At 29.8% G+C, this 26,234-nt stretch carries 21 protein-coding genes and 1 pseudogene; 3 read left to right on the forward strand and 19 right to left on the reverse strand.

The window, feature by feature from the left end:
• Positions 1-37: 37 nt before the first annotated feature.
• Together MPTP_RS08905 and MPTP_RS08910 are read right to left on the reverse strand one after the other, a co-directional pair.
• On the reverse strand, positions 38-1,366 hold the full coding sequence (locus MPTP_RS08905; protein ID WP_013774792.1) for a 2-hydroxycarboxylate transporter family protein: 1,329 nt from the start codon (positions 1,364-1,366) through the stop codon (positions 38-40).
• A 42-nt stretch (positions 1,367-1,408) separates the two neighbouring features.
• On the reverse strand, positions 1,409-2,563 hold the full coding sequence (locus tag MPTP_RS08910) for an NAD(P)-dependent malic enzyme (protein WP_013774793.1): 1,155 nt from the start codon (positions 2,561-2,563) through the stop codon (positions 1,409-1,411).
• Between the two features lie 237 nt (positions 2,564-2,800).
• Between MPTP_RS08910 and MPTP_RS08915 the strand changes: the two genes are divergently transcribed.
• Positions 2,801-3,781, forward strand: coding sequence for a sugar-binding transcriptional regulator (locus MPTP_RS08915; RefSeq protein ID WP_013774794.1), 981 nt, complete (start codon positions 2,801-2,803; stop codon positions 3,779-3,781).
• Positions 3,782-3,937: 156 nt separating this feature from the next.
• Here MPTP_RS08915 and MPTP_RS08920 read toward each other — a convergent pair whose 3' ends face one another.
• Positions 3,938-4,363 carry an Rrf2 family transcriptional regulator gene (locus MPTP_RS08920; RefSeq protein ID WP_013774795.1) on the reverse strand — a complete coding sequence of 142 codons (426 nt, stop codon included), beginning with the start codon at positions 4,361-4,363 and terminating at the stop codon, positions 3,938-3,940.
• Positions 4,364-4,470: 107 nt separating this feature from the next.
• Between MPTP_RS08920 and MPTP_RS08925 the strand changes: the two genes are divergently transcribed.
• Positions 4,471-5,601, forward strand: a complete 1,131-nt coding sequence (locus MPTP_RS08925) for a YhgE/Pip domain-containing protein (protein WP_041363630.1) — start codon at positions 4,471-4,473, stop codon at positions 5,599-5,601.
• Positions 5,602-5,830: 229 nt separating this feature from the next.
• Here the strand turns inward: MPTP_RS08925 and MPTP_RS08930 are convergent, their stop codons facing one another.
• The 5 genes from MPTP_RS08930 to MPTP_RS08950 form a co-directional block, all read right to left on the reverse strand.
• Entirely contained in the window at positions 5,831-6,982 is a 1,152-nt protein-coding gene (locus MPTP_RS08930) for an exo-alpha-sialidase (protein ID WP_013774797.1), read from the reverse strand.
• A gap of 77 nt (positions 6,983-7,059) precedes the next feature.
• Positions 7,060-8,124 carry an MFS transporter gene (locus MPTP_RS08935; RefSeq protein WP_013774798.1) on the reverse strand — a complete coding sequence of 355 codons (1,065 nt, stop codon included), beginning with the start codon at positions 8,122-8,124 and terminating at the stop codon, positions 7,060-7,062.
• 25 nt (positions 8,125-8,149) lie between these two features.
• Positions 8,150-9,124 carry a glycoside hydrolase family 43 protein gene (locus MPTP_RS08940; RefSeq protein WP_013774799.1) on the reverse strand — a complete coding sequence of 325 codons (975 nt, stop codon included), beginning with the start codon at positions 9,122-9,124 and terminating at the stop codon, positions 8,150-8,152.
• Between the two features lie 525 nt (positions 9,125-9,649).
• Positions 9,650-10,015 carry a hypothetical protein gene (locus MPTP_RS08945; RefSeq protein ID WP_013774800.1) on the reverse strand — a complete coding sequence of 122 codons (366 nt, stop codon included), beginning with the start codon at positions 10,013-10,015 and terminating at the stop codon, positions 9,650-9,652.
• Between the two features lie 3 nt (positions 10,016-10,018).
• On the reverse strand, positions 10,019-10,294 hold the full coding sequence (locus tag MPTP_RS08950) for a hypothetical protein (protein ID WP_013774801.1): 276 nt from the start codon (positions 10,292-10,294) through the stop codon (positions 10,019-10,021).
• Between the two features lie 675 nt (positions 10,295-10,969).
• Between MPTP_RS08950 and MPTP_RS08955 the strand changes: the two genes are divergently transcribed.
• Positions 10,970-11,278 carry a KGG domain-containing protein gene (locus MPTP_RS08955; RefSeq protein ID WP_013774802.1) on the forward strand — a complete coding sequence of 103 codons (309 nt, stop codon included), beginning with the start codon at positions 10,970-10,972 and terminating at the stop codon, positions 11,276-11,278.
• Between the two features lie 118 nt (positions 11,279-11,396).
• On the opposite strand, the gene MPTP_RS08960 is transcribed toward MPTP_RS08955, so the two are convergent.
• The 11 genes and pseudogenes from MPTP_RS08960 to MPTP_RS09005 form a co-directional block, all read right to left on the reverse strand.
• Positions 11,397-12,560: a pyridoxal phosphate-dependent aminotransferase gene (locus tag MPTP_RS08960; protein WP_013774803.1), complete on the reverse strand. Its 1,164-nt coding sequence runs from the start codon at positions 12,558-12,560 to the stop codon at positions 11,397-11,399.
• 11 nt (positions 12,561-12,571) lie between these two features.
• On the reverse strand, positions 12,572-14,197 hold the full coding sequence (locus tag MPTP_RS08965) for a pyridoxal-dependent decarboxylase (RefSeq protein ID WP_013774804.1): 1,626 nt from the start codon (positions 14,195-14,197) through the stop codon (positions 12,572-12,574).
• Between the two features lie 309 nt (positions 14,198-14,506).
• The gene (locus MPTP_RS08970) at positions 14,507-16,741 is read right to left on the reverse strand and encodes a putative mucin/carbohydrate-binding domain-containing protein (protein ID WP_013774805.1); all 2,235 of its coding nucleotides are present in this window, start codon (positions 16,739-16,741) and stop codon (positions 14,507-14,509) included.
• Between the two features lie 405 nt (positions 16,742-17,146).
• Positions 17,147-17,989: a DNA/RNA non-specific endonuclease gene (locus MPTP_RS08975; protein ID WP_013774806.1), complete on the reverse strand. Its 843-nt coding sequence runs from the start codon at positions 17,987-17,989 to the stop codon at positions 17,147-17,149.
• Between the two features lie 283 nt (positions 17,990-18,272).
• Positions 18,273-18,635 carry a hypothetical protein gene (locus MPTP_RS10135; RefSeq protein ID WP_013774807.1) on the reverse strand — a complete coding sequence of 121 codons (363 nt, stop codon included), beginning with the start codon at positions 18,633-18,635 and terminating at the stop codon, positions 18,273-18,275.
• 99 nt (positions 18,636-18,734) lie between these two features.
• Positions 18,735-19,046, reverse strand: a pseudogene (locus tag MPTP_RS10140) (right-handed parallel beta-helix repeat-containing protein); the annotation flags it as partial.
• The gene (locus tag MPTP_RS08990; RefSeq protein ID WP_013774808.1) at positions 19,037-20,068 is read right to left on the reverse strand and encodes a hypothetical protein; all 1,032 of its coding nucleotides are present in this window, start codon (positions 20,066-20,068) and stop codon (positions 19,037-19,039) included. The gene MPTP_RS08990 and the pseudogene MPTP_RS10140, both read right to left, overlap by 10 nt.
• A gap of 78 nt (positions 20,069-20,146) precedes the next feature.
• Entirely contained in the window at positions 20,147-20,641 is a 495-nt protein-coding gene (locus tag MPTP_RS10280) for an MFS transporter (RefSeq protein ID WP_013774809.1), read from the reverse strand.
• Between the two features lie 2 nt (positions 20,642-20,643).
• On the reverse strand, positions 20,644-21,714 hold the full coding sequence (locus MPTP_RS10285; protein WP_013774810.1) for an MFS transporter: 1,071 nt from the start codon (positions 21,712-21,714) through the stop codon (positions 20,644-20,646).
• 28 nt (positions 21,715-21,742) lie between these two features.
• Positions 21,743-23,773, reverse strand: coding sequence for a glycosyl hydrolase 115 family protein (locus tag MPTP_RS09000; RefSeq protein ID WP_013774811.1), 2,031 nt, complete (start codon positions 23,771-23,773; stop codon positions 21,743-21,745).
• 944 nt (positions 23,774-24,717) lie between these two features.
• Complete coding sequence (locus MPTP_RS09005; protein WP_013774812.1) at positions 24,718-26,217, reverse strand: primase C-terminal domain-containing protein; 1,500 nt, start codon at positions 26,215-26,217, stop codon at positions 24,718-24,720.
• Positions 26,218-26,234: the final 17 nt, after the last annotated feature.

The following is a 26,234-nucleotide window of genomic DNA, read 5'->3' on the forward strand; positions in this document are numbered from 1 at the left end:
TCTCCCTTCTTTTAATTTTTATTTTATTCTTACTTTATTACATTAATAAACTCATTAAAAAGATGGAAAAGGTGACTGTCATTGCACCACCCAGCCGAACAGCGACCTGTGCAAACGGCATCAACTCCAATCGATCTCCCGCTGAAAGAATAGCTAATGCGCCTGTTCCACCTTGTCCACTACAACAAGAAACAGCAATTGCTGTATCTACAGGATATAAACCGACGATTTTTGCAACAATAAAAGCTACTAGAACAATAGAAACAACTGTGGCAACAATAGTTATAATAGATGCTGGACTCTTAAACACTTCAACTAATTCTTTCCAATCTGTTTTAGCTACACCTACACCGAATAATAATGGTGGTGTGATTCCTTTAACTGTAAATCCATAGAGTGAAGCGCCACCAGATTCAATGCTAGAAGGAATAAATCCTAACATTTTTGCTCCCATAAGTGATACTAACAAAATCACTGGTGAAGGAATAGAAAAACCAAATATTTCTTTAATTATATACTCAAACCAAACTGCAAGGAAATAAAGAGCAATTGCTAAAACACCTGCAATTAAGGTTTTTTCGATACTGACTTCATTGTTTGCCGCTTTTAAGTTCGCTAATTTTTCATCCTCACTATCTAATAATTTTCCATTACCAGTTAATGATGGATTTTTTTCTCCAATCTTTTTCAAGATACCTGACAATAAAACAGCAACCAAACTACCTAACATGACACAAGGTAGAATTTGTCCAAAAATTTTGTCTTGATGCATTCCACTCATAACAGCAGCATAACCAATGGATAACGGCATAGCTCCTTCTCCAACGCCACCTGCCATAATTGGGGCAACAATGAAAAAATACGTTTTCCAAGCAGACATGCCAAAAAGCATCCCTACACCGGTACCAATAAGTGAACCAATAACATCACATAAAAATAAAATTAAAATAATTCGTGATGTCGCCTTGATTAATGTATGACGATTCATTGAAACAATACTACCGATAACAAGCAAGGTGATAAAAAACATTAAAAAATTATTGTTATTCATAAATTCACTAACAATTTTAACAGTTGATTTAGGTAACCAATGTTTGTAAACAAGAAATGCCGGTAAAAAGGTAACAACCAATACCTTTCCCCCAAGAGAATTTAATACTGGAATTCTTTTTCCAATTTCTTCTAATAAATAAGCAAAAACGGTCATAATTCCAAGCGAAACAAGCATATCATTCGTTGGTACAATATTAAATACTGTAATCCCAACGTAACTAACAAGTAAAATTAAATATAATGGTAAAGGAATAAATCCAATGGTAAATTTTTTTAATCTTTCTATGAAGCTTTTTTTCGGTTGTTCTCCCAATTCAAGCACCCATCTTTCTTTTATTCGTCTATTTATCAAATTTTATTCAGAATAATTCGTTTGCTGATATTCACTTACTGCCTGAGCAACAGTTTGTACTACCTCTTTATCAAATACTTGTGGAATAAATTTTTCTGCCAACGGAGTTTTCAATAAATTTGCTAATTTTCTAGCGACAAATTCTTCTAAATCTAATGTTACTTTCTTTACATTATTTTCTAACAATCCTTTAAATAAACCAGGAAAAGCTAGAACGTTGTTTACCTGATTCGGATAATTTGAAGAGCCTGTGGCAATTAGTCTTGCTCCTCCTTTTTTAGCCTCCTCTGGAAGTATCTCAGGTATTGGATTGGCCAATGCAAAAATAATTGGATCATTTGCCATTGAACGAACCATTTGTTCTGTAAGTAAGTTTCCTTCTGATAAACCAATAAATACATCTTGATCCATAATTCCTTCTGTTAAGTTCCCTTGTTTTTTCAATCCTTCTGTTTTTAACACCAATTCACGTTGAAATGAATTTAGGGAAGTATCTTCATCAGTTAAAATTCCTTGCTTATCAAGTAATGTAATCTTTTTTATCCCTGCATGTAAAAGTAATTTTGTTGTAGCTACTCCAGAAGCACCAAGTCCATTAACAACAACTTTTAAATCAGTAAGTGATTTTCCAGCAAGCTTTGCAGCATTAATTAAAGCAGCAAAGACTACAATAGCTGTGCCTTCCTGATCATCATGATAAACTGGAATTGTTAATTTTTCTTGCAATAGTTGTTCAATTTCAAAACATTTTGGAGCAGCAATGTCTTCGAGATGGATACCTCCAAAGCTATCTTGAATATTAACAATTGTTCGCACGATTTCTTCTATACTTTGTTGACGGATTGCCAAAGGAAAAGCATCCACATCAGCAAATGTCTTATATAGCAATGCTTTCCCTTCGACAATTGGTAATCCTGCTTTTTCTCCTACATTGCCTAAACCAAGAACGGCTGAACCATCGGTTATAACTGCAACAAACTTACCACTTACTGTATACTGGCGTGCTAAATTTGGTTCCTTATTAATCAAAAGACTTAGATCGGCAACGCCTGGTGTATAAGCTTTTGCTAAATCTTGACCATTTTTTACTTCTAGCTTTGGCTGAATGCTTAACACACCAGTATGCTTTTTATGGATTTCTAACATTTCTTCATTCATTGGGCATCTCCTTTTTTAATTTTATAAAAATATATTAACATTTTTTAAAAAATAAAAAAAGATAAAATATTAAAATTAAAAAAATTAAATAGATAACGTTTTCTATTTATTTTTTAAAAAATAAACTAGCTGACAAATACATAATAGTCATAAAATTTTAAATCATGATTTCTATTAAATTTGGTATAATTTTGTTATACTTTATTAAATAGCCAAAATTTGAAAGGATTGGTTTTTGTGGTCTCTCCCCTATTGGATCATGAAGAATTTTTAACAAATCTTTGTGAGCAATATTATATAAATAATCAAACGATTACAGATCTATCTGAACAATTTAACCTAAGTCGTTATAAAATCTTAAAATACTTGGATGAAGCAAAAGAACGAAATCTTGTTACTATTTCTATCCATTCACCTTTTTCAAGAAATTATGATTTGGAAAAAACGTTAAGAAATGAATTTGACTTAGAAATTTTTATTCTTAAAGATAATCAAGACCTTGCAAAAAGTGACCTGAATTTTTGGCATTTTGCTGCTTCACATGTACAACAATTAATTAAAGAAGCAAAAATTGTTTCTCTATCTTGGGGAAATACAATTTATAAAACTATTGATCAATTTTCACCTATCATTCGAGAGAATTTAACCTTTACTCAATTTATTGGTGAATTTGGTAAGTATCATTCATTGGCTGGTTCTATGCGCCTCGTTCAAAGAGCTGCAGATTGTTATGAGTCTAACTATTTAACTCTACCTGCACCTTTATATATTATTAATGACTCAACAAAATTAGCATTAACTTTAGAACCAGTGATTGCAAAAACACTTGAAACTGCTCGGCACTCAGATCTTTTATTTACAGGTATTAGTACACCAACAGCGATAGAATCTGTTGCTCCCTGGTATGATTTAAAACATTTACTTTTTAAGGATTTTGATCAGGCAGTTGGATTTTTATACGGTCGTCCTTTTGATTATTATGGAAATTTTTTAACAGCAAAAACAGATAAAACATTTGGCCTTTCATTAACAGATACTTTTAATATCCCAAATAGAGTAGGCATCTGTAATAGCAAATTCAAAGTACGATCAATTATTGGTGCATTGCGGGGAGGTTTTTTTACTCATTTAATTATAGATGAAAAAATTGCATTAAAAATACTAGATTTATTAGAAAAAGATGAAAAAAAAGCCTACCATTTGGAAAATAATAACTAATTCATACAAAAATACGCCAATTCAGAAATAAGTTTCTGAATTGGCGTATTTTTTTATTAGAAATAACTATGAAACAAGTCGATTTTAACTATGTAGCAATTCCTTTTCTTCTAAGTCTATCATTTCTGTCCAATTTGTTTTCTGATTACTTTCTTCTTATTGCGAAATAATTTCAGATATATAATGATTATTCAATATATCTTTATAATTTTTTTCAGCTTCTGAAAAAATATTTCTAATGACTATTCTTTTTTCTTCCACTGTTTCATTTGATGAGACTATTGAATCAATAGGATGAAAATCTATTCCTTCAATGAAACTATTTTTACCTTCAGTAGCATGCAAAATGTCTAAAAAGCTAATTTTGTCTACAGATTTGTTTAGTACATAACCACCTGTTTTTGAAGCGATTGAATTAATTAATTCAGCATCTTTTAATTTTTTAGCAATTTTAAGTAAATAACTATGTGAAACATTCATTCTTTGACTAATTTCTTGTGATTTCAATGCACCATCATCTGGCAATTTCGCCAATATCATAATAATACCAATCGATTGAATAAAAGAATTATTAAATTTCATAGATAAGAATTCTCCTTTGTTTTTATGTAATGTTTAATAATTGACATTTTTTTTCATGCATGATAATTTTACCATATACATTTTATATCTATAGATAAAAAAAATCAATGGAAAAAGGTGAAAAAATGAAAAATAAAATCGTTACGTTGGTAGCAGCAATTGTCTTTGTTTTACTTATACCAACTCTTTATTCTACATTTTTCCTAGGTGCAGTTATGGATCCCTATGGTAAATTAGATAAGTTACCAGTTGCTTTAATTAAAGATACGGATAAAAATAATAAACTATACACTAAACTTAAAGACAGTGATATTTTTAAGTTTAAAATTGTAAACAACAAAAAAGCTATGCATGATTTAGAAAATGGAGATGTGTATGGAATTATTTCATTTGAAAAAGATTTTTCAAAAAAACTAACAGAATTTCCAACAAAACATAAATCACCCAAAATACATTTAAAAACCGGTGAAGGACTTAATTATTCTGCAAAAAGAATCCTAACAAATGCAATCAATCAATTTGTAATAAGAACAAATGATACATTATCCAAAACAATCATACAACAACTCAACCAATTACATGTACCTGTTCCGGATAATATTGGTCATATTGTTCAATTAAAACAAAAAGAAGAATTCCCAATAAAAAATAATGGTGCAGGTATGGCTCCTTACATCTTTTCATTGACAATGTTTGTGGGTGCTATTGTTACTGGACAATTTATCATGAGAGGATTTAGTGAAAAAGAATCCAAATTCAGGTTCTATTATAGAAAACAATTTCTCTTTCCCTTAATAATTATTTTTGGACAAGTTCTTTTTTTATTACTTGCTAACCGGTGGGTTATTCATGTAGGTATAGAACAATTTGGCAAATTTGTTTTATTTTTACTGCTAACAGCAACAACTTTCTGTAGTATTGTAGTTTCCTTGAATAAAATTCTTCCTGATCTAGGTAGTTTGGTAGTATTATTACTAACTATGCTACAAACTTCAGCTTCTGGGGGGAGTTATCCAATTAACTTATCAACTCCAGGATACCAAAGACTTCACGTCTTTCTTCCCATGACTTATAGTGTGGATGGATTTAGGAAGTTAATGAGTATTAATAATGCTAGTATCAAAAACGATATCATCTGTTTACTCATTTTTCTTGCTATTAGTCAAGTAGTCCTTTATCTTGCCTTTCTTTTTCATGAAAGGCAATGGAATTTAGAAACGTCTCAGACGAACAAATAATTTTTTAATATTCTCTTATTAATAATATCTAGATAATCATTTATTAACTAATTATCCCCAAAACCAAATAATTGAAAATATATTTGCTAATATGTTATATAAAAAACAGTTTTCTATCTATATTTAATAGAAAACTGTTTTTAAGTCTTTTTTTATTTTACCTATATATCTATCCTTTATATTTCTATTTTTAATTAAGCATAAAATTCTGATTTTATAAAAGCTTCAATTATTTAATAATAAAATTGTTTGTTAATTGAAATGCATTATTTTTTGGTATTGTGAAAACCATCGAGGTTGCGATATTATCTACGTGTTCTGTTGGATGTGCATAACTGCCGCCGCTAACAATTAAAAGTTGATTATTAGGTAATGCGGTTAATGAACGTGAATAAGCACCAGGCATTGGAATTTGAAGCGTTTCCCATTTTCCTTCACCATTATTTTTATTTAGATATAAAGGTGAATTTGCTGTATTGGCAACAATTGTTCCATCTGCTAAAACAGTCACATAAGGAGAACCACCATCAGCAAATTTTATTCCTTCATCTTCAGGATTCCAATGAATAGCATCCTCTGATAATTTATAATTTGAATAGTGGGCACCATTGCCAACAACTTCATAAGTCATAATGTATTTTCCATTTTTCATTTTAGCAACTGTCGCCATTCCGGGACGTGCCTTTTTAGCAGAGAATACTACATCTTCCACTTGATTTCCCCAATCGATACCATTTTTGGATACTTTATGAATTAGTTTTTGACTATGAGCTGGATCACGTTCGTCTGAATAATAACAAACAAGTTGATGATCAATCATAGCTAAAAATGGTTCCCAAACAGGAGTTGCGTCTATTTGATCGGGTACTGCTTTTCCACCCTCATCTATTGTACTTAAATAATCCCATGTACGACCATGATCTAAACTTTTATAAAGATCAATTTTTGTTTTTGATAGATCTTTTGGAATAGAATTTCCTTCACAGATTAAAGTACCCTTCGGTAAATCTCCAAGTGTTTCTGGTAACTCATATAAAAATGGTTGATAGCGTAGTCCCCAGCCATTTACCTGATCTTTTACATTGCTGATATGATTCCAAGAATTTCCATGATCGGTACTTTCATAAATCTTAAAATAAGGAACACCTGAAACATAGTTCTCAAAAGTTGCATACATTCTTCCATTAAACTCATTTGTTGTGTGATTAGTTACCATTCCTCGTCCATATAAAATATTTGGCTGAACAGAATCATCTGCCTTTTCAGCAATTGTAACGATCTTATTTGTTGCATCATAATTTTTAGCAAAAACGGAGGTATTTCGTAATCCAAATAGACAAGCTACAAAAGCAATAAAGCTAACAATGGTTATCTTTTTCATTACTTGTTCTCTCCTTTTTCTTAATTATAATTAAAATAGTTATCTAGCTAAATATTTCAGACAAACAAGTTTGATTTTTATACTGATGTTTCTACTTCATCGTACTGAATAGGATCTTCTTTTTTCAATGTAATTGCACTAAATAATGTCACAATACCAATAATAATTCCCATAATTAAATAAGTTTGGTGAAATCCAATAGAATCATACAGACTTCCTACCATAGATGAAAAGACAAAGACAGAGATCTGTTTAGCAAAACTTGATGCTAATGTATAAATTGTTGCATATAGCCGAATATCAAAAGCTCTAGTAATATATTTCATAACAGAAACCAAGAATAATGGCATTTCAAAACCAGCTAACAATCGTAAAGAAATAATCCATCCTAAATTTGGTGCCAAAGCGCTACCAATAATACGAACCGCTAAAATAACTCCATAGGCAATTAACCCATTACGTGATCCTATCTTGTTAATTAACCAAGGCATTGTAAACATTAACAGAAATTCTAATCCAATTTGGATAGTTGTCATATAACTATAAGCATTTGTTCCCTGGGTTGCTGTATCAAAAAATGATTTAAAGAAGATAATAAATTGTTGATCGAAAACATCATAAATTGCAGAGGTGCCAATGAAAAAGATGGCTAAAAACCAGAAATTTTTCATTGTAAAAATCTTTGATACTTGTTTCAAATTTAGGGATTCAGAAGTATCACCTGCTAAGCTTGCACGCTGAATATATTGCTCAATAACAGATACTCCACCATTTAGGATAAAACTTAGAAAAATACCTGTAATAATTGCTGTAAAGGTAGCGTTTATATTCAATAGATATAAAAATATCCATTGGAAATAAGGACCAATCAATATAGCTGCTATACCAATCATTAAAATTAAATTTTTTCTAAACAAAAATTTATCAGAAATAATGCCAAAAGCTGGTTGAAAAAGTAAAGATATTCCTGCCATCATAGAAAAAACAATACCGGCTTGCGCACCACTTAGATGTCCAACTTGCTCCATCCAAAGCGTTAAATAACCAAATATAATTTGCCAAATAAAGAAATAAGTAAAATGTGTTAGGGGAAAGCCCCAAAAATTTTTTTTCTTTGTCGTTATATTTTCTTCATTATCCATTCTTCCTCTTCCCTTCTACACTTGCCTATCGATAATTATAAGTAACAGGTTGTCCAAAGTTTGGTGTCCCATCTTCATTCCAAGTAAATACTTGTACTTTAGTGTGACGATTAGGATCATATAAAGGGTCTCCTTTAATATCCGTATAATCTCTACAATGATAGACAAGAATATCTGTTTCTCCATCTTCGGCTATAGTAAATGAATTGTGCCCCGGTCCATATTGATGTTCTGCTAGATCGCTTTGGAAGATAGGAGATTCTGCCTTTGTCCAATCCTTTGCATCTAAAAGATCCACATTATCAGGTGCACTTAACATTCCCATGCAATAATTTTCATCTGTTGCACTTGCAGAATAAGTTAAGAAGTAGCGACCATTTCGATGAATGATTGCTGGGCCTTCATTTACCCAAAAACCTTTTGTTTCCCAGTCATATTCGGGTTTTGAGAGCAGTACAGGCTCAGTTTTAATTGTCCATGGGTTTTCCATTTCTGCAATATACAAATTAGAATTGCCCTCAATCGCTGGATCTTTTTGCGCCCATACATAATACAATTTCTCATTTGCTTCGAAACAAGTAGCATCTAAAGCAAAAGAATCGATTGGTGTTTTTACCTGCCCATGTTCAAACCAATTTTCTTCACTTTCCATTGGATTTTCGGCATCACATTCCAGACAAAACATGCGATGTTGGAACATTCCATTTTCATCTAAATCTGTCGTTTCAGCAGCAGCAAAATAAACAAACCATTTTCCATTGATGTAATGGAGTTCAGGTGCCCAAATAAGTTTGCTCATTGGACCATTTTCATGTTTACGCCAAATTGTACGTGGTGCAGCATGTGCTAATCCAGAAATGGTTTTTGCTCGCCTAATTTCAATTAAATTATATGCAGGTACTGAAGCTGTAAAATAATAATACCCATCATGATGTTTATAAATTTGTGGATCTGCTCGTTGAACAATTAATGGATTAATATAATCTGTAGACTTTATCATAAAAAGCACTCCTAACATAATATTTCATCATTTTATTATTTAGGTTTATTTTTATTAAAAAATTACATGATAATCTTATACGAATTGATGCTTAAATTAAACATTGATTAATTTATCCGTACATTTTTTGATTATATACTAGGTAAAGAATAGAAATACTTGTTATCTTAATTAATATTTTTTAATAAAAAAACATAACAAGTAAAAATCAACCTACAATTTTATGATCCCTCCCTAAAATTTTTTGGCTATAAATCAATAAGATAAAGGAATTCAGTTGAAATGATTAAATATCATTTCTTTATCACTTGATAAGAAGCGCTTATATTAATAATGTAAGACTTTTGTCCGTACATGTCAATTGTTTCTATAAAATATTTCAATTAAATAATAAAAATTATAGTTAGCTATTCAATTTATGAAAACAGTTTATTATAAATAAAATAGGAAGTTCTTAGCCAAGAACTTCCTAGGTATAAATTAATAAAATAATTACATATATAATTTGATCATTTAATTATGAATTTAGTTTATAGGTTCGAATTCAATATAAAATGGGTAATTAGTTCCTCTATTTGCTGTAATAAGTGAACCTGTGTTATGAATATCTGCTTTTAATAGACCATCATTTAATGCATACGCATAGCCACGATGATCTGCACGTGTGATATTAAAGTAGTTTGCATCTTCTCCCCTACCTTGTGTAACTAAACCACCATGAGAAACCCATGATATTTGTCCTTGATCTTTTAAAATGTGCATATATCCACCTTGGGAATCATGAAGACGTAATCTATTTCCTAAACGTATGTCTTCTTGGCTATAATCAATATTATACTTATCACCAGCTGAAGAACGAGAAGTTAAATTAATCCATTGTTTGCCAATCATGTCTCAATGATCATACCAATAATAAACTTCTTCAATAGTATCACTAACAAGTACATCTGTTTTAACTTTGTAATATCTATCTGGTGATAGGGGGTTTCCATTCGTATCACGGATATAATCACCAGTGGAAAATGGTGAGGTAGATTTAGATACCTCGGCAGCATTTACTTTCATGCCACCATATAAAGTGAACAGAAAAGCCAAAAATGCAATACCTGTAATTAATGTTAAAAATTTCTTCTTTGTGTTAAATTTGCTATTATTGATTGTTACTTCCATTTTGCACACTCCCTCTATTAATCAAAAGTCTTTTAATTAATTTATATTTTATAAACAATATTATTAAATTAATATATATAAAAATAAATTGTTATCTATTTATAATTTATATAAGGATTATGGCGACTCACTCTTTGGTATTATCATCGTATAATGACTCCTTTCTTGACAATATAATTATTTAAAAGTTCTAAATAATTATATAATTAATATATAAAATATTAATTTAATTTTAAATATATTTTTTCATTTAATATATTTTTATTTTTTTATGAATTAAGAAATTATTTATACTATAATTTTTATTGATTTAAATAAGTTTTTTAATACAATCAATAAATAAAAAATAGTTTATAAGTATAAAAAAGTTACATTTATAACAATTTTTCTTTTACTATTTTCAGTATAAATTTATAGAATCTCCTGAAAATTTAAAGGTATGTTGGATGTATAGCTACTTAACCTATTTCAAAAACTTCAATAAAAATAACATTTAAATCGATTTATTCTTCAAAAAATATTAAAAATAATTAAAAGTTCTGTTAATATGCTCAAAAAAGCGCAAATTTTTGAATTTATGCATTCCCTCCTTTACAATAAGCTATAGTAATCTAAATTTAGGTTACTAGAGGTAGAGAAACATCCATAAATTGATAGGAATTGGGGGAAGATAGAATGGATAAAAAAATGACACGTGCACAAGCTGGCCAACGAGGCGGAGAGAAAACTGCTCAAACTCATGGAAAGAACTTCTATGAAGAAATTGGACACAAAGGCGGAGAAAAAACTGCCCAAACACATGATAAGAATTTCTACAAAGAAAATGGACAAAAGGGCGGTCAAAAAACTGCTCAAACCCATGGTAGAGATTTCTATGAAGAAAATGGCCAAAAAGGCGGAGAAAAAACTGCCCAAACACATGACAAAGAATTTTACTCACAAATTGGCCGTAAAGGTGGAAAAAACTCACACAAAAATGGCTAATTATTCTTACTAACTAACACTATCTAAATTAAATGGTTTTCTACCTCTAAAAAGAGCTCATTTGAGCTCTTTTTGTTTAATTGCTATTATTTGTAATAGTTTTTATCAAATAGATACTTTAAAAATTTTTATCTTCAAATAACTTTTTAAAGCGTACCACTACTTCTCTCATTATTCTCATCTCTTGAACCATAGCAATTCGAATATAGCCTTCTCCATTTTTGCCAAAACCACTTCCTGGTGAAAATAAAATCCCTGTTTCCTGTAAAACATAAGAAACAAATTCTTTGTCGGTCATTGCTTCAAATTCAGATGGAACTTTTGTCCAGATAAAAAATGAAGCAACTGGTTTTTGTATTTCCCAACCTACTTTTTTCATTTCCTGAATAAAATAATCCATTCGTTCTTCATATTTATGTATTGTTTTTGAAGCAAGTTCGGGTAAACGATTAAAAGCTGTTATCGCTGCGTGTTGAAAAGGCAAAAATAAACCAAAATCAATTTCAAATTGTAAATGTTTCAATTGATTCACCAATTGTTGATTTCCACAAACAAAGCCAATGCGCCAACCAGCAATATTGCATGTTTTACTTAAACTATACAATTCAACAGCTACATCCTTTGCACCATCAATGGCAAGAATACTTGAAATTCTTTCATTAGTAAAATTTATTTCAGCATAAGCCAAATCATTAATAACTAAAAAATGATATTTTTTTGCTAATTGTATAACTTCCTCTAAAAACTCATGTGATAAAACTGTAGTGGTAGGATTTCCCGGTGAACATAGGATAAGGATACTTGCTGCTTGCCATTCTTCTTCAGAAACTTTGATTAAATCAGGAGAAAAATTATCTAAACAACAAGGAAAATAAATAATCTCACCATTGAGTAATTCCACACATTTTGTATAAACACTATAGGAAGGTGAGGGAATTAAGACTTTCTCCTCATTTTTTATTAATAAAGAAAGCAAACGATAAATCGCCACTTTGGTTCCTGGTACCTCTACAATATTCTCATCTGCATCTAAACTTGTTTGAAAGGTATTATTGTAATAATCTGCAACACTTTTTCTAAGCAGTTTTACCATTGTTGTATCAAAACTACCATAGCCATGCGTTGTTTCCTTTTGCATGTATTGATTTAATGTATCAATTAAGCACGAATCTGGTTTTCCATCTGGATTACCAATTGCCAGATTAATCACTTGATCATTCATTTCTAATTTTTCATTAATAAAGTCAAAAGCATCTGCTTTTGTTTGTTGTATTGTATTCAAGTTGATTCCTCCTAACGAATTGGTTTTTCTAAAACAGTTTTATGAAATGAATAGCTTTTTGTTATCACTGCTGCTTCAAATTCATCAATTACTTGATCTAAACGATCAAGAATATCTACTACGTTTAATTTTGAAGTTAGATTCATAGGATACAATAAAGATGCCGTTTGTTTTTTAGCTCCTGAATGAATTTTATAAGCAGGTGTAAAGCTTATAAATGGTAAGGTTTCCCCCTGATTACATTTCTGCCAAAGATAATTAATAAATTCTTGTGTAATTTCTGATTGTTCATGGGTAGTTTGAGCAACAATTGAAGCAAAATCAATTAGAAAAACGATCTTCCATCCTAATGAATATTTATTAATAACAGTAAATTTACTATATTTTGACATTTCAGCTACAAACAAATCATGCATCTTTTGAAGCTCTATTAAATAATTTTGAAATCCAGAAATTCCTAATCGTGTAACAGCAGCATAAGCTGCAGCAATTCCTGTCGCTGGCCGTGAGTTTTCAACGGTATAGCGATAGGCTCGAAACTGCCCATATTGATAATCATCACTTGTATATTGATAATTGCCATCATTCAGTAATGTAAATGAATCAGAAGATTTGGAAATAAAAAAGCTAGTGGAATAAGGACATAATCCATTTTTATGAAAATCTACACTACAGGAGTCAAAATGAACCAGGCCATCTTGACGATGAACAATTTCTTTAATCTTCTTTTCAATTGTTGGTTCAATCATTTCCCAATTGACTATTTGTTGTTTATGAAAGCAAAACCACAACCAACCAATTACACTGTCTAAATGAAAATATGGTCGATATGTTTCATGTAATTCTTTTAGTGTATCCGTCACTATTTGGTAAACTTTTTCTGTATCATCATGAGCAAAATTGATCGTTGTTCCACCACAACAAATAACAGCAGCAATTTTCTTACCTTTTTTTGTTTGATTTTTAACTTCTATTTTTAACTTTGTATAATCCATTTCCCAATTTTTCTGTGAATCAATCCGAATACACTGCTCAGAACCCAATCCAAGTAATGAACAAACATGCTCCACACAATAATGAGAAGACTCATTGGTTAAAATAACCAAATCAGAGGAAAGTCTTTTTTTATTAGAATCCGGTTTCATTTTTGCTAATGCAAGCTTTATGGCATAGAATAATGTTAATTTACCTCCATTACAAGAAATACCAACAGAATGATGCCAACCGATCAAACTACCAATACCTCTAGCGACTTTTTGTTCAATAAGTAAAGATTGCCCGCCAAAATCATCCATCAAACTATTCACATTATAAACTTGTGTCATCATAGAAGCTGCTACAGCGTCTAACAAAGGTGTAGGCACCATATTAAACAATGAATAAGGAGAATGTGGACGAATAGCTCCCTGAAATAGTTCACCAACAATTTTTAATGTTTCTTCACTATCTTTTCCCGTATAACTATACTTAAATTCAGCTAGCTCTTCTAAATAATTAAAATTCTTAATAGGTAATTTAGGTGCCATACTTTTTTTATTTTCTGCTTGAAGTATTTTCAGCTTATCAAGCAGACAATTAAAATTATCCTCTGTTGCTGTTAAAAATTCAGTATTTTCTAAAAATTCAGTTTCTGCCATTTAGTACCTCCAAATTTTTTATTTTATCATAACATATTTTAAATTATTTATTGTAGATAATTTAATTTATTTATTAAAAATAAGTAATTCATTAAAATATCAAAATAAGGTATAACTTATACTTAAATTTTAATAGTATAACTTATACTTTTTATTTATATTCTTCCTATGAATCGTCAAAGATAAATTCAAAATATATTTACCTATCTATATTTTTTGGTATATATAAAAAAAGAGAAGAAATACCAAAAAGTTATTTCCTTCTCTTTTTAAAATCTACTTAGGTTTTAATAGTAGTGCTATGAGTAATTATTGAAATAAAGATTGATATTTATGCATATAATTTGTTTTTTCTGGTTCATCTAACAATTGAATAGAAAAATATAACTCTCTCTTTTGCACGCATTGATTGTAAGGTATATTATTTATATTTGGATTTTTTAATAATGCCATACCAAATAAATCAATTTTCTTAATTAGATCAGCTTCAACATTATCCGTAATATCAATATTTCTTAACCCTTTATTTGTGACTATAAAACTATTTGTTTTTCTATTTGGATCAATAATCTGAACTGGATCTTTACTTGTTAACCGATGTTTTGGTTCTGCATGATAGATGGAAACCATGTCACCCTCAACAATTGGAATAGTATAGGTTCCTGTAACTGCATCTGTTCCTTGAACAAACTTCACGTATTTTGATTTCCCATTTTTATCAAAAACATTTACTGTAGCATAGGTTTCTCCCTTAAATGAGCTGTGTGGATCTTTTTTAGTTATTGAAAAAGTAGCTTCATTTTTATTCAAGTTTGTATGAAATTCACCAAACTTATCATCATTTACTCCTAGGAAGTTAATTGTTTGATTTACTATACGACTAACTTTTAAGGGATCAACTGTTATTTCGATATTATTTTTAGCTTCTTTTACATAAACATAAGGGGTAGTTACAGCAAGTTTTTGCATTTGTTTTCCATCAAATCCGATTGTATAAATGCCATTAGGTACCTGATTAAAGGTCACTGTATCTCCAGTAATTTTTTTTGTTTGAACGACCTGATTGCCATTTTTTAGTAAAATATCTGCATCTATTAATTGATTAATATCTTCAGTTTTCAATTTAACTGTCACATCTCCCGTTAATCCTAGCGATGCAATTTCGTCATTTGTCACCATTTCGAAGTTAGAGGTGATCAATATTTTTGAATGATCATCCACGTAATTACGTGCTTCTGGTAATTTTTCTTTAGGAATAACATCTGCTAAAGAGGCAACAGGCAAATAGCCACTAAGCTGGTTCAATTCAATTTGTTTATTATCCAATTCTAATCCCCATCTGCTTAAAACAGGTGTAAAGTCTAATTTACTGTGTTCACTATAATAGTGATTTAACAAATCTGGTAGTAAATAGTCTCTTGGATTAAAACCTGGTTGATTCGCTAATTTCCTATATCCTTGATACATCTCTGTATGTGCTTCATCACCTGCTTTTTGTTTCAACATTGTTAATAGAATCAATTTTTGACGTAAATCTGCTGAATCATAACTTCCTTTATTGGTGATTAACTCTTGATATAAACCTTTCTCAATTCTTTCTTTACCTCCAAAATCAAATAACCAACCAATCTTATCCGCTTCTTTGCCATATTTACTATATTGATATTGAACACCAAATAAGTTGTTTGATACTTCTCCTGTATACATGCCTCTACCATCAAAACCTGCTTGATAGCCGTGAGCTATTTCGTGAAGTGCTCCCCAACTTACTTTATTCAACCACATATCTGCCGTTAATGCACTATTTGCTGCCCATCTCTCACTATAATAAGCTCCTCCTGGTCCATGAAGGTCTGCCTTTAAGAAATAACGATTCTTTCCATTTTCATTCTCAGGTGTTGAACCATCAAATCCAGAAATTTGATTGTATAGTTTGAAAATATCTGTATAATGATCAATAATTTCATTAAGTGACTTGAAATCTTTTGAATTTTTAAGTAAATCTTTGTCTCGATTTGGTACAAATAATTGAAAATCTTTTCCCTTAATCAATACATAGTTACAATCATATTTATCCCATAGATTAAAGAAATCTTTGTCATTATCATTATAAGAATAAATTGGCAATGGCTTTTGTGCTCTATCGCTTTCTATTTCATATTCTAAAACCGCTCCATCTTCCCCATAAGGTGTATCTACAAAAGGAGTTAGTGCGCTTTTTCCACTAATAGACAACCAATCAGAACCAACATCTACTCTTTGTTCTTCTTTAGAATCATTTCCTAACAATCTCACCGTCAATTTTTCCTTGTAATTTGGATTTGCTTGACGAACTTTTAATACTGTATTCTCTCGTAAAATAAAGCCAAGATCCTGTCGATCATGAAATTTCCCCTTGCTCATTCCAGCATTAAAAATCCAGTTAGGTTTCTCGATACTTGGAATTTTTTGTGATTTTACCTCTTGAGCATTTACCTGATAAGCACCTCCAAACAATACAATCAAGCTAAAAACAGTTACAATAAATAGCTTTTCTTTTTTCATTCTTTACACCTACCTTTTTAATATTTGAACAGTTGTTCATATAATTACCATAACATATAATTGATACAATTAAAAAAAATAAATTATTAAATATAAAAATAATGCTATAATTCATCCTATTTATTTTAAAAGTTTTCAATGAAATAAACTATAAAAAATGATTAGTATCTACTTTTTATGTTAATATTCACTTTTATTTAACAAAAGAATCTTTTTAAGAAGTGGATAGAAAAATAATATATTTTAATTAATTATTCATTGCTTTTTATTCAATGTTAAAGACCTATTTATATATAAAGTTATTATTTTTTATATAAAAAGAGAGCAAGTTTTTCATCTTTCTCGCTCTCTTTATCTATTTTTATTATCTTAAAGAACAATAACATCTTAGAAGGTAGATGGTATTTAATTTCTATATTTTTGGTTCTGTCTTTCAAAAAATACATGCATGCTACGATCAATTCTACTTTTGCCAGTTGTATAATCAAATACCACATTGGGTTCAACATTAAATTCATAAACATTAAAATTCAAGGTTCCCATCTGATCTTTTGCTTGTAACCAGTAGCCTCTTGGCATTAACTCATTTCCACGAAACACCGTAACAATTTGAAAAATTACTTTATTTCCCATCCGTTGTTGTGCTTTTCTAACCATGGTTTCATAATAAGTTTGAACTTTTTGGTTGGAAAAAGCACTTTGGGTAGCTAAATTTTTTGGATTATCTAAACTTCCATCCTCTCCCTTTTTATAATTACCATTAATATCAAAATTAAAGCTAGAAGTATAGGCAAGTAAGTGTCCTCGATTATAGATTGCTTTTCCATCGACACGCTTTTGATGCCAACCAGTTGGTTGCCAAACCTGTCGATCACGTCCTTCAGATCTGCCTAGATTCTTTTTATCAATAAAAGCTGTGACATAGGTAGTTCGATTTAATGAATCTAGTGAACCATAAATAACTTTTTTTTTTTTCCATTGATTCATGGCTAGAGTGCTATTTCCTTGATTCACTTCTAAAACTGCTGATTGTCCGTTTTTATATTCTAATGATGCTAAATAATTATACGTTTTTTTATCAAAGTAATTTGAATCAATGGTCTTTTGTTGATCATTTTTTAAAACGGAATCAATATTTTTTTGTGCCTGACTAGGTAACTGATTTTTAGTTGCCTTACAACCAGTAATTGTCAATAGACATATTGGTAATAAAATGAGTTGTAACCATCTTTTTATTTTGCTATTCATAAAATAATTTATTGTTCCCTTCGTAGTTATTTAACTTGTTTATTTTATCTTTTAAATCTTGATAAAACAAGCAAATTTTTTTGATATTTGATGTACAATTACTTATTTTTTCTGTTCTTTATAAAAAAATCTAGATTAATATGATTTAAAATACATTCGACCTTTCTTTAATAAATTACGCTTTTAATAAGAAAACAATTTAAATTTCATTAAATAACCGTTCATCTTTTTTAAAAAAGATGAACGGTTATTTTTAATATTCTTTCCATTCTTAACATTTTCACTATTCTGATATACCCATTGTCGGATGTGTTGAAATAGAATTTCCAAAGAAATCTCTTGTTGTACTTGGAATATGGACATTTGTTAAAGTTACAGGATTTCCTTTTTTAATCATTGGTGAATTTTTTGTTGGTTTTAAAGCATTCAATTCGGCAAATGCAGAAAAGCCGCCTAATTGTTGAGTAAATAATGGATTCATATTCAATGCTTGACTATCAGTTGTTGGTATTTTTACATTTTTATTAAAATAAAGATTTTTTTCATAATGAGTAGCTTCTCCTTCAGCTAACTGTAAAGAAGCATTATTTGTATTACTATAAAAAATATTATTTAGATAGTAATGCTTATCCTTTGAATTATTCATCATACCGCCTGAAGAATTAACAAAAGATGCATTGGTTGTCTTTGTATGATAGAAAACATTGTTATAAATATAATGAACTCCCGTTGAACCATGCTGATTGATGTAATTCTTACCCTTTCCACAGTCTTTAATAACATTATAGCGAACGGCTGAAGTCCCAAACTTAATGCCACAAAGTAAAATTCCATCTCCATTATCGTGAACGTAATTATATTGAATAGCAATATTGCTGGTCTCTTTGTCTGGATCAATACCATTCGAATCCCCACAACCTGCTTTTGGTTTGCTACCAGAAACATCATTGTATTGAACAGTTGCACGATCAACATAATATAATTCAATCCCACAGGTACCTGAATTTTTAACTACATTTTTTTGAATGGTTGCTTCTTGTGCACTTGTTAAATAAATACCATTACAAGCATAATCAGATTTTTTTGATTAATATAATTATTTTCAATAATAATTTTTCTATGAGGTACCCATTTGGCACTTATATAATCATTTGTAGCATTGGCATCTTCTCTTGATGCCCATTTTTCATTGCTACCATCTGTTCCATCCCATTGTTTAAAAATAATGCCACCATAGGAATTATTACTTATTACATTATTTTTAATTGAAACATCTTTAAAGAAAGTTGCTTGCTTTGTTCGTGGTTTTTGAATATCAAAAACAATACCACCCGTATTTTTGGATCGATCCCAGCCATTTTTGTAAGCAATACCTGATTTATCTTTACCAGAACCACCAATCCATTTAACATCACCGGTTACGTCATGCACATAAAGATTATGTAATTTGTAATTAGCTAGTTCACCACTATCTTGTCCAATGATATGAATACCATGTAGATTTTTTAACCTATCTCCTTCTTTTCCGGTAAAACCTGTTACTTGATTACTAATATCTAAGTTAGAAATATCAATAGATGTTTGATTTTTTAATTGAATGACATCTTCGATTGTTCCCCTACCTTCTAATTTAGGAAGTACGCCTGTATCATAGCTACTGATAATTAGATTATTTCCTTTTGGTGAAAGTGTTTGTCCTGACCAGACACTGCCCGATCGAAAAAGAATACTATCGCCTGGGCCGAAAGATGCTTGATTTATTTTATTAATTGTTTTCCATGGCTGTGACACAGATTTACCAGAATTATGATCATTACAGCTTCTAGAATCAACATAATATATTTGGCCAGTTCCCGCAGGTCTTTCAGAAATAGAGGAAGTGAGGTTGGTACCATTATCCACCTTTTCACCTTTTTTGTCTGTTGCTGTAATTTCTTGAATAATAGTATCAATGTTTGTTGTCAGTTTTGTTTCTGCTTGAACTGTCTTACTATTTATACTAATAAATAAAAAACAAATAAAGCTGAAAAAACTTAAAGAAATTAAAAATTTTCTCCTAAAAAATAGTTTTTTTATCATTTTTATTTCCTCTTTTCATTAAAAATTTATTTCAGTATAACAAACATTATATTAAAAAAATATATCTTTTATTCTTATTTAATCTTTTTTCCAAACATCAATCGAATCGTAGGCAATTCTAGTTAAATCCTCACAAATTTGCTTTGTAGCTGGATCAACATCTTTCATACTTCCACCATTTTGTAAACGGTCCAATTCAATCGAAAAGCTATTAAATGTCTTTTTACTTAATTTAAACTTGCTTGCAAAAAACATTGCTAATAAAATCATAAATCCAACGCCACCTGAAACAATAAACGTAATCATATGTTCCGCATTTTTAGGTTGTATAGCACTTCCACTAGTTGATTGATGAAATCCAGAGAGATCCAGTAGATATCCTGCAACAACTGCTGCCAATCCTTGACTGATTTGATTAATAAATACCATGACAGAAGCAAACAACCCTGAACGATTTTTGCCTGTTATCAATGTATCAATATCTGGAATAAAAGGAAAAACATTCCAAGGAACAAAATAAAGAATATATAATCCAATTTCATAGCAGAAAGTACCAATCACAAACCAAATCATAACTATTCTCTGGTTTCAATCCTGCTATCAATGCCCAAGTAAGACAACTTATTAAAATTAAAGAAATAACCAAATAGATAGATAAAACGAGGAGTTACCTTAGTAATAGCCAATCCAGCAATAATAGTTACAGGAACAGATAGAATACTAATACTCTGCAACATACCTGAAGTACTCGTTGTTTTTCCAACTACAAATACAATAAAATAAACAAAAACGGTCGACCATAAAATAGAAGCAAAATATGAACTTAAATAAATTCCCATATGGATTCGAAAACTCTTAATTTTAAAGGTTGAAAAATAATTTTTAATTTCACCCATTATACTTAATTTCGTATGAGCAGAGTTTTTCTCAATACTTTTCGCTTCTGCTTTCGTTATAAAGTGTTCCCAGGTTGAATAATAAGTAATAATAATTAAAAAGAAAGTTACAATTGAAAATAATGCTTGAGTAATCAAATAAGGAGTTGGTGAAGTATTTGGCCATAATTTAAATAATTGGGCAGGAACAAACTGAACAAGCATATTTCCCAAACCAGCAATCACCATTCTGGTTGTAGATAATGTCGTTCTTTCATTATAATCTTTTGTCATCTCATTTGGTAAAGTCTCCCAAGGAATTTGCAAAATTGACATAAGAACAGTTGTAATCAAATAAGTAATTAAATAATACCAATAATTCATGCCAGAAATCCACATTGTCATTGCAAATAGCACAGAAGGTGCAGCAGCCAAAATAAATAGGTGTCTACGGCCAAACTTACGTCCAATTTCCAATTTATATACCTGATCAGAAATATGTCCCATAAATAACGAAGCAATTGCGTCTGCCACCCGTCCAATTAGAAAAATTGAAGCACCTTGTGCTGCACTTAATCCACAGAACGTAGTATAGAAAAATAATAACCAAGCACTAACCATTCCTTGCATTGAAATACTAAAAAATGAAAATGTGCCAAATCCAATTGCTCGTAAAATCCCAATTTTGCCTCTTGGTTGATAAATTTTCTTTGAGGCATACTCATCCCATTTACTATCATCTATTTTTTTATCTTCAATATTTAAGTCCATCTTGTTTACTCACTCTCATTTCTTATGATTATTTATTTCTACTTTCTTTACTTTTTAATTTCATTGCTATTTCTTCATCACTATATGCCTTATGAAAATTAGACAATAGCACTACTCGGGCATCTCCTTTGGCCATAAGATATTTTCTTTCCCATTGATCGCCATTTTCTCCATCATCAAATAAACGAATAAAACTTCTTAAAGTAGCTAATAAGTGTATACTATAAGAAATGTTTGTATAACAATCATTTCTATAAAAAGATTGCCATTTCTCAATTGGATTATTTCCCCAACTTGTTAGAATCATTCTCATATTTTGCATTGCTTCATCAATCCGTAAAAAAGCTGGAACGTACTGTTGATTACTAAATAAATCAAATGCATCAATAGTTGCCCTTAATGACTGAATTGAACGCGAATGAGTTAAAATATTTAAATACATATCATTATAGAAACGACCTCTATCACTAAATGATAACTGATTTAGTAACATTTCTGCATCTTTTTCTAGTAAGGAAAACGGCCGAGTTGCTGGTTCAATCATTTGTTTGATAAATAAAAGTTGTTCCTTAAAATTACGATCTCCTGTTAACCATTCCATTTCAGATAACTGTTTACTTTTTACTAACCAGGCAGTGATAATCTTCCTTAACGTATAAGCGTAAAATTCATCGCTGACTTTCTGATCTTCAAAGGGACCATAGTTAAAAGTTGTTGTAAAATATTGTGTATAAATTGAATGGATTGCTTGGTGTTTGCTAGTATAATAGTTTGTGACATATTCCTGAATCAATTGTTCATTTGATTGCTCTTCGAATTGACTTTTCCAAAATTGTGCAACCAATCGTAAAAATAAAATATGCGGTTTAATATTTCCTGTATTGCAAATGACTAAATTATCCATCTTAGCTTGACGCACCTGTAATAATTCGGTAGCTATAAATTCTGGATGAAGTGGTAATAAAGTCAAAAAATTTGAAGCTTGCAAGTCATGAAAAGCCACATGATAATAAATCCCTTGTTTTAATGAAGATGTTTGGGCTGTTAACACCTCTTCACGTGGATCATCATTTCCTTGTCGCCTTGAAACCATTTTTCCATAACCATTATCTGCCCAAATACCAATGACATCTTTAGGAAATTTCAATAATCCTTTATTAAACAATTCTGTCAACTCTCCATAGATATTCATAGAACAAATTGCTTCTGAATCATTCTCTTTAATCATTTCATATTGAGTTGTAATAACTTTATTAATAACATTAGCTTTTTCCTCTAATGAATATTCATGATCGTCATCTTCCCAAAAGGGGCGATCACCTTGTCCTCTAAATCCAATATTCCAAAGCACTTGATAATTACTTTGTTGTTTTATGCTCTTTTGCCATAATTTTTTAAATAGATCTAGGTATTTTAAGTAGGAAGCTTCAAGTTCAGGATATACCCTAGAAAACATCTCTGCGCCTAATGGTTCAGCATGATGATGTGCAATCATCAATCCCATTTCATTTGCCAAGGCACGGTTCAAATGACTATTCTGATCTGTTCCTGGAATAACAATATTGCCACCACAACGTAACAAAGTTTCAAAAATAATTTTCCATAAACCATCCGTTGATTCATAATATCCCCAATTAGACAATAAAACCTCATCATTAACAAACCAACCACGATAATTGACATGATACTTTGGTAATTTTAATTTTGTAGTATCTGTCACCTGAATTGTTGATACTTTTTCTACCTCTTTATCTAACCAAAACCAAAAATCGTCTATCTTTAAAATATACTTTGAAACATTTAAAACACCATACATAATTCCTAGGTCAGTACTTGCTTCAATTTTAATATGTTGAGAATCAACAAGCTGAATATTAAACTCATCTCCAGTAAATTTTTCTTTCGTAGCTAAGCACAATGTAATAAAATTATTTTCACTTTCCCCTGTTACCGCTATCAAAATATCTCTTTGTAAAATTTCAGCAGCATTTTTTAAAACATCATTTTTATAATCGGTAATAACCACTGTATTTTTAGAAATTAAAAACGTGTTTCCCATTAAAAATTGACTCCTTTTATGTATAAATATATTTTTCGTTATAACTATTAAATAAATTATGGTTACAAATTTCTAATATACCAGTATATCTTGTGCAAAGATATCACTTTCTCTAATGCTTGTCAATACAATTAGAATGTTTTATATTCATCATATTGCTATATATGGATTTGCCCATTTTTATTCAAACAATACGAAAAATAGCCAATTACATTATAGTTACTTTTTATAGATTAAGTTCCTTATTTTAGAACAAATTTTATTTAAAATATCTGAATAGTTCATTTTAGAAATTTCAAAAGATTAGGAAATAATTTAATTTTCACTATTTTAAATATAAATTAATTACTATTAATATCTCAGATAAATAGGAAGGAAACAATTAATTCTTATTTTTCTTCTTATTTAATAGAGTAGAAAATAATAGACTTATTTATTATTAATTTTAATCATATAATTTAAATTAATAATATAATTATTATATAAGTATAATCTGAATAAAAAATTCTTTTTTAAATATTTTTTTCCGATTAATACTTCCTATTAAATCAAATTTCAAAATTGGTTTAAATAAAATAATTCAATGATTGAAATTTAAAAATAATTATACTAAAAAATAATTATACTAATTAAATATTACTTAACTCTGTTAGTAGAATTTTTTACTAATATAATTTTGAAATTTCTATCTTTCTTAAAAAATATAGATAAATTGAATTGAAATAGTTCTAGAGAACAACTTTTATAGTTAAAATAATCATTTTACCAATTGTCTAACCTAAATAAATCCAAGAAAAACAGCATAAATAACTATAACTATGTGTAATACAAAGGACACATTCTTTAATATACTCTAGAAAATAACCTTGAACAAACTTGAATACACAATAGACACTAAGGCGCATTTTCCTATACTGAATTAATGTATTGGCAATTGACGGGTTTTACGTAGGAGGTCCTAGAATAGGGTATCTTCCTTGTTTTGTCAGTAAATAGTTTCGTTCTTTCTTTCTGTTTATGTGGATTGTTTGTTGTGTTATTTGTTTTTTGCATATTTGTATTTTTGTTTTAGTTTGTTTTTTTGTTCTTATAATGGTTTGTAGTAATTTTTTAACAGTGGTAATTATTAAACCACCATTTCTTCCTGCTTTGGTAGTAAAAATAATTTTATTTTCTTGTTTTAATCTTTTTAAAAGTCTGTCTAAAGTTCTTTCAGGTATGCCTAATTTTTCAGTTAATTCTTTTTTTGAACTAAAGAAATAGCTTTGAGATGTATTTTGCTTATCTAGATAAGTGATTAGATCTTTCTCCCATTCTGTAGAATGAGAATAGCGACGATCTGCTCGCTTTTTTTTATGTTTTCTAAATATAATTGCTTTAGTTGGAAGTGTTTTTTTTTTATTTATTCCCCATATGGTTAAAATTCGATCAATAAAATCAGAACGGGCAGCAACAAATCGACTTTTATAAGCAGACTTAACAGTTTTGATAACTTCTTTTTTGGTAAGTGGATGAGTTAATTTTCTATTCCAAGAAACTAGGGAATGTATGGCTTCAGCTTCACTTATTCCTGATTGTTTATTAGCTAGAGCCATTGTAAAAATAGTGTTATTGCGTCCACAGTTAGCACCACCAATAATGTGTGTTGTTTGATAAAGAGCTTTATACCATTTTTGTTTAATTTGCTGAAAAGAATTAACGATATGAGCTTTTTTTGTGTATTCTTTATATTTGGTAAATGTTTTTCCTTGTTGTATTGACCAATTCATAAATTCAGTGAAAGTGTATTTAGCTTGTGAACAATAGCTTACAACAGTATCACTGGTGGGTATTCTAAAAATACCAAAATCATTACATTCTTGATCACAAGGTAATTTTTTGGCAATGGCTGTACGTAACGTTTGTGAGATTGCCTTAGCAACTCGTAAGGACTTATAATTATTATTATTAGATATATAAATTGGTTTATCTAAAACAAAATAGCAATGATATCCCTTAGGTGTATCAATGATAATGGTTGGCACAAAGCCAGTTGTATCCATAATAGCTAACTCTATTTCTTGAACAGAAAGTTTCTTTTCAAATTGAGGAAAGTCAATATCTACTACAAATGTATTGATTAATTGTAAACGGGTCTCTTTATGGCCATAAATTTTTGCATTTGTTGTATATTCTAAGTTGTAGTAAGGATTTGGTGTCCAGTGTGTATACTGATTAATCGTGTTTATAAGTTTAGAATAATGAGTATAAATTGTTCCACTTGCTTTTTGCATGTTTGTTTTACTTTTAAATGTGGCAATCATTCCTGTTTTAAATGTACCAGGTGCATAGTGTGCATTTGGTATTCCGCGTAAACTATTATGGAGAATGTCTTTTATAATTGTTTCTAAACTCAGATAAACAAATTTTGTATCAGCTACTGTTTGAATGTAGTTTAATTTCATGACTTTCCTCCTTTCTC

This window comes from Melissococcus plutonius ATCC 35311 (assembly GCF_000270185.1).
GTDB classification, from domain to species: domain Bacteria; phylum Bacillota; class Bacilli; order Lactobacillales; family Enterococcaceae; genus Melissococcus; species Melissococcus plutonius.

Excerpts from the sequence above, each read along its gene's own strand:
- MPTP_RS08910 (WP_013774793.1), bottom strand. The coding sequence starts at position 2,563 with ATGAATGAAGAAATGTTAGAAATCCATAAAAAGCATACTGGTGTGTTA.
- MPTP_RS08920 (WP_013774795.1), bottom strand. The coding sequence starts at position 4,363 with ATGAAATTTAATAATTCTTTTATTCAATCGATTGGTATTATTATGATA.
- MPTP_RS08925 (WP_041363630.1), top strand. The coding sequence starts at position 4,471 with ATGGAAAAAGGTGAAAAAATGAAAAATAAAATCGTTACGTTGGTAGCA.
- MPTP_RS08930 (WP_013774797.1), bottom strand. The coding sequence starts at position 6,982 with ATGAAAAAGATAACCATTGTTAGCTTTATTGCTTTTGTAGCTTGTCTA.
- MPTP_RS08935 (WP_013774798.1), bottom strand. The coding sequence starts at position 8,124 with ATGGATAATGAAGAAAATATAACGACAAAGAAAAAAAATTTTTGGGGC.
- MPTP_RS08940 (WP_013774799.1), bottom strand. The coding sequence starts at position 9,124 with ATGATAAAGTCTACAGATTATATTAATCCATTAATTGTTCAACGAGCA.
- MPTP_RS08945 (WP_013774800.1), bottom strand. The coding sequence starts at position 10,015 with ATGATTGGCAAACAATGGATTAATTTAACTTCTCGTTCTTCAGCTGGT.
- MPTP_RS08950 (WP_013774801.1), bottom strand. The coding sequence starts at position 10,294 with ATGGAAGTAACAATCAATAATAGCAAATTTAACACAAAGAAGAAATTT.
- MPTP_RS08955 (WP_013774802.1), top strand. The coding sequence starts at position 10,970 with ATGGATAAAAAAATGACACGTGCACAAGCTGGCCAACGAGGCGGAGAG.
- MPTP_RS08965 (WP_013774804.1), bottom strand. The coding sequence starts at position 14,197 with ATGGCAGAAACTGAATTTTTAGAAAATACTGAATTTTTAACAGCAACA.
- MPTP_RS08970 (WP_013774805.1), bottom strand. The coding sequence starts at position 16,741 with ATGAAAAAAGAAAAGCTATTTATTGTAACTGTTTTTAGCTTGATTGTA.
- MPTP_RS08975 (WP_013774806.1), bottom strand. The coding sequence starts at position 17,989 with ATGAATAGCAAAATAAAAAGATGGTTACAACTCATTTTATTACCAATA.
- MPTP_RS10135 (WP_013774807.1), bottom strand. The coding sequence starts at position 18,635 with ATGAATAATTCAAAGGATAAGCATTACTATCTAAATAATATTTTTTAT.
- MPTP_RS08990 (WP_013774808.1), bottom strand. The coding sequence starts at position 20,068 with ATGATAAAAAAACTATTTTTTAGGAGAAAATTTTTAATTTCTTTAAGT.
- MPTP_RS10280 (WP_013774809.1), bottom strand. The coding sequence starts at position 20,641 with ATGATTTGGTTTGTGATTGGTACTTTCTGCTATGAAATTGGATTATAT.
- MPTP_RS10285 (WP_013774810.1), bottom strand. The coding sequence starts at position 21,714 with ATGGACTTAAATATTGAAGATAAAAAAATAGATGATAGTAAATGGGAT.
- MPTP_RS09000 (WP_013774811.1), bottom strand. The coding sequence starts at position 23,773 with ATGGGAAACACGTTTTTAATTTCTAAAAATACAGTGGTTATTACCGAT.
- MPTP_RS09005 (WP_013774812.1), bottom strand. The coding sequence starts at position 26,217 with ATGAAATTAAACTACATTCAAACAGTAGCTGATACAAAATTTGTTTAT.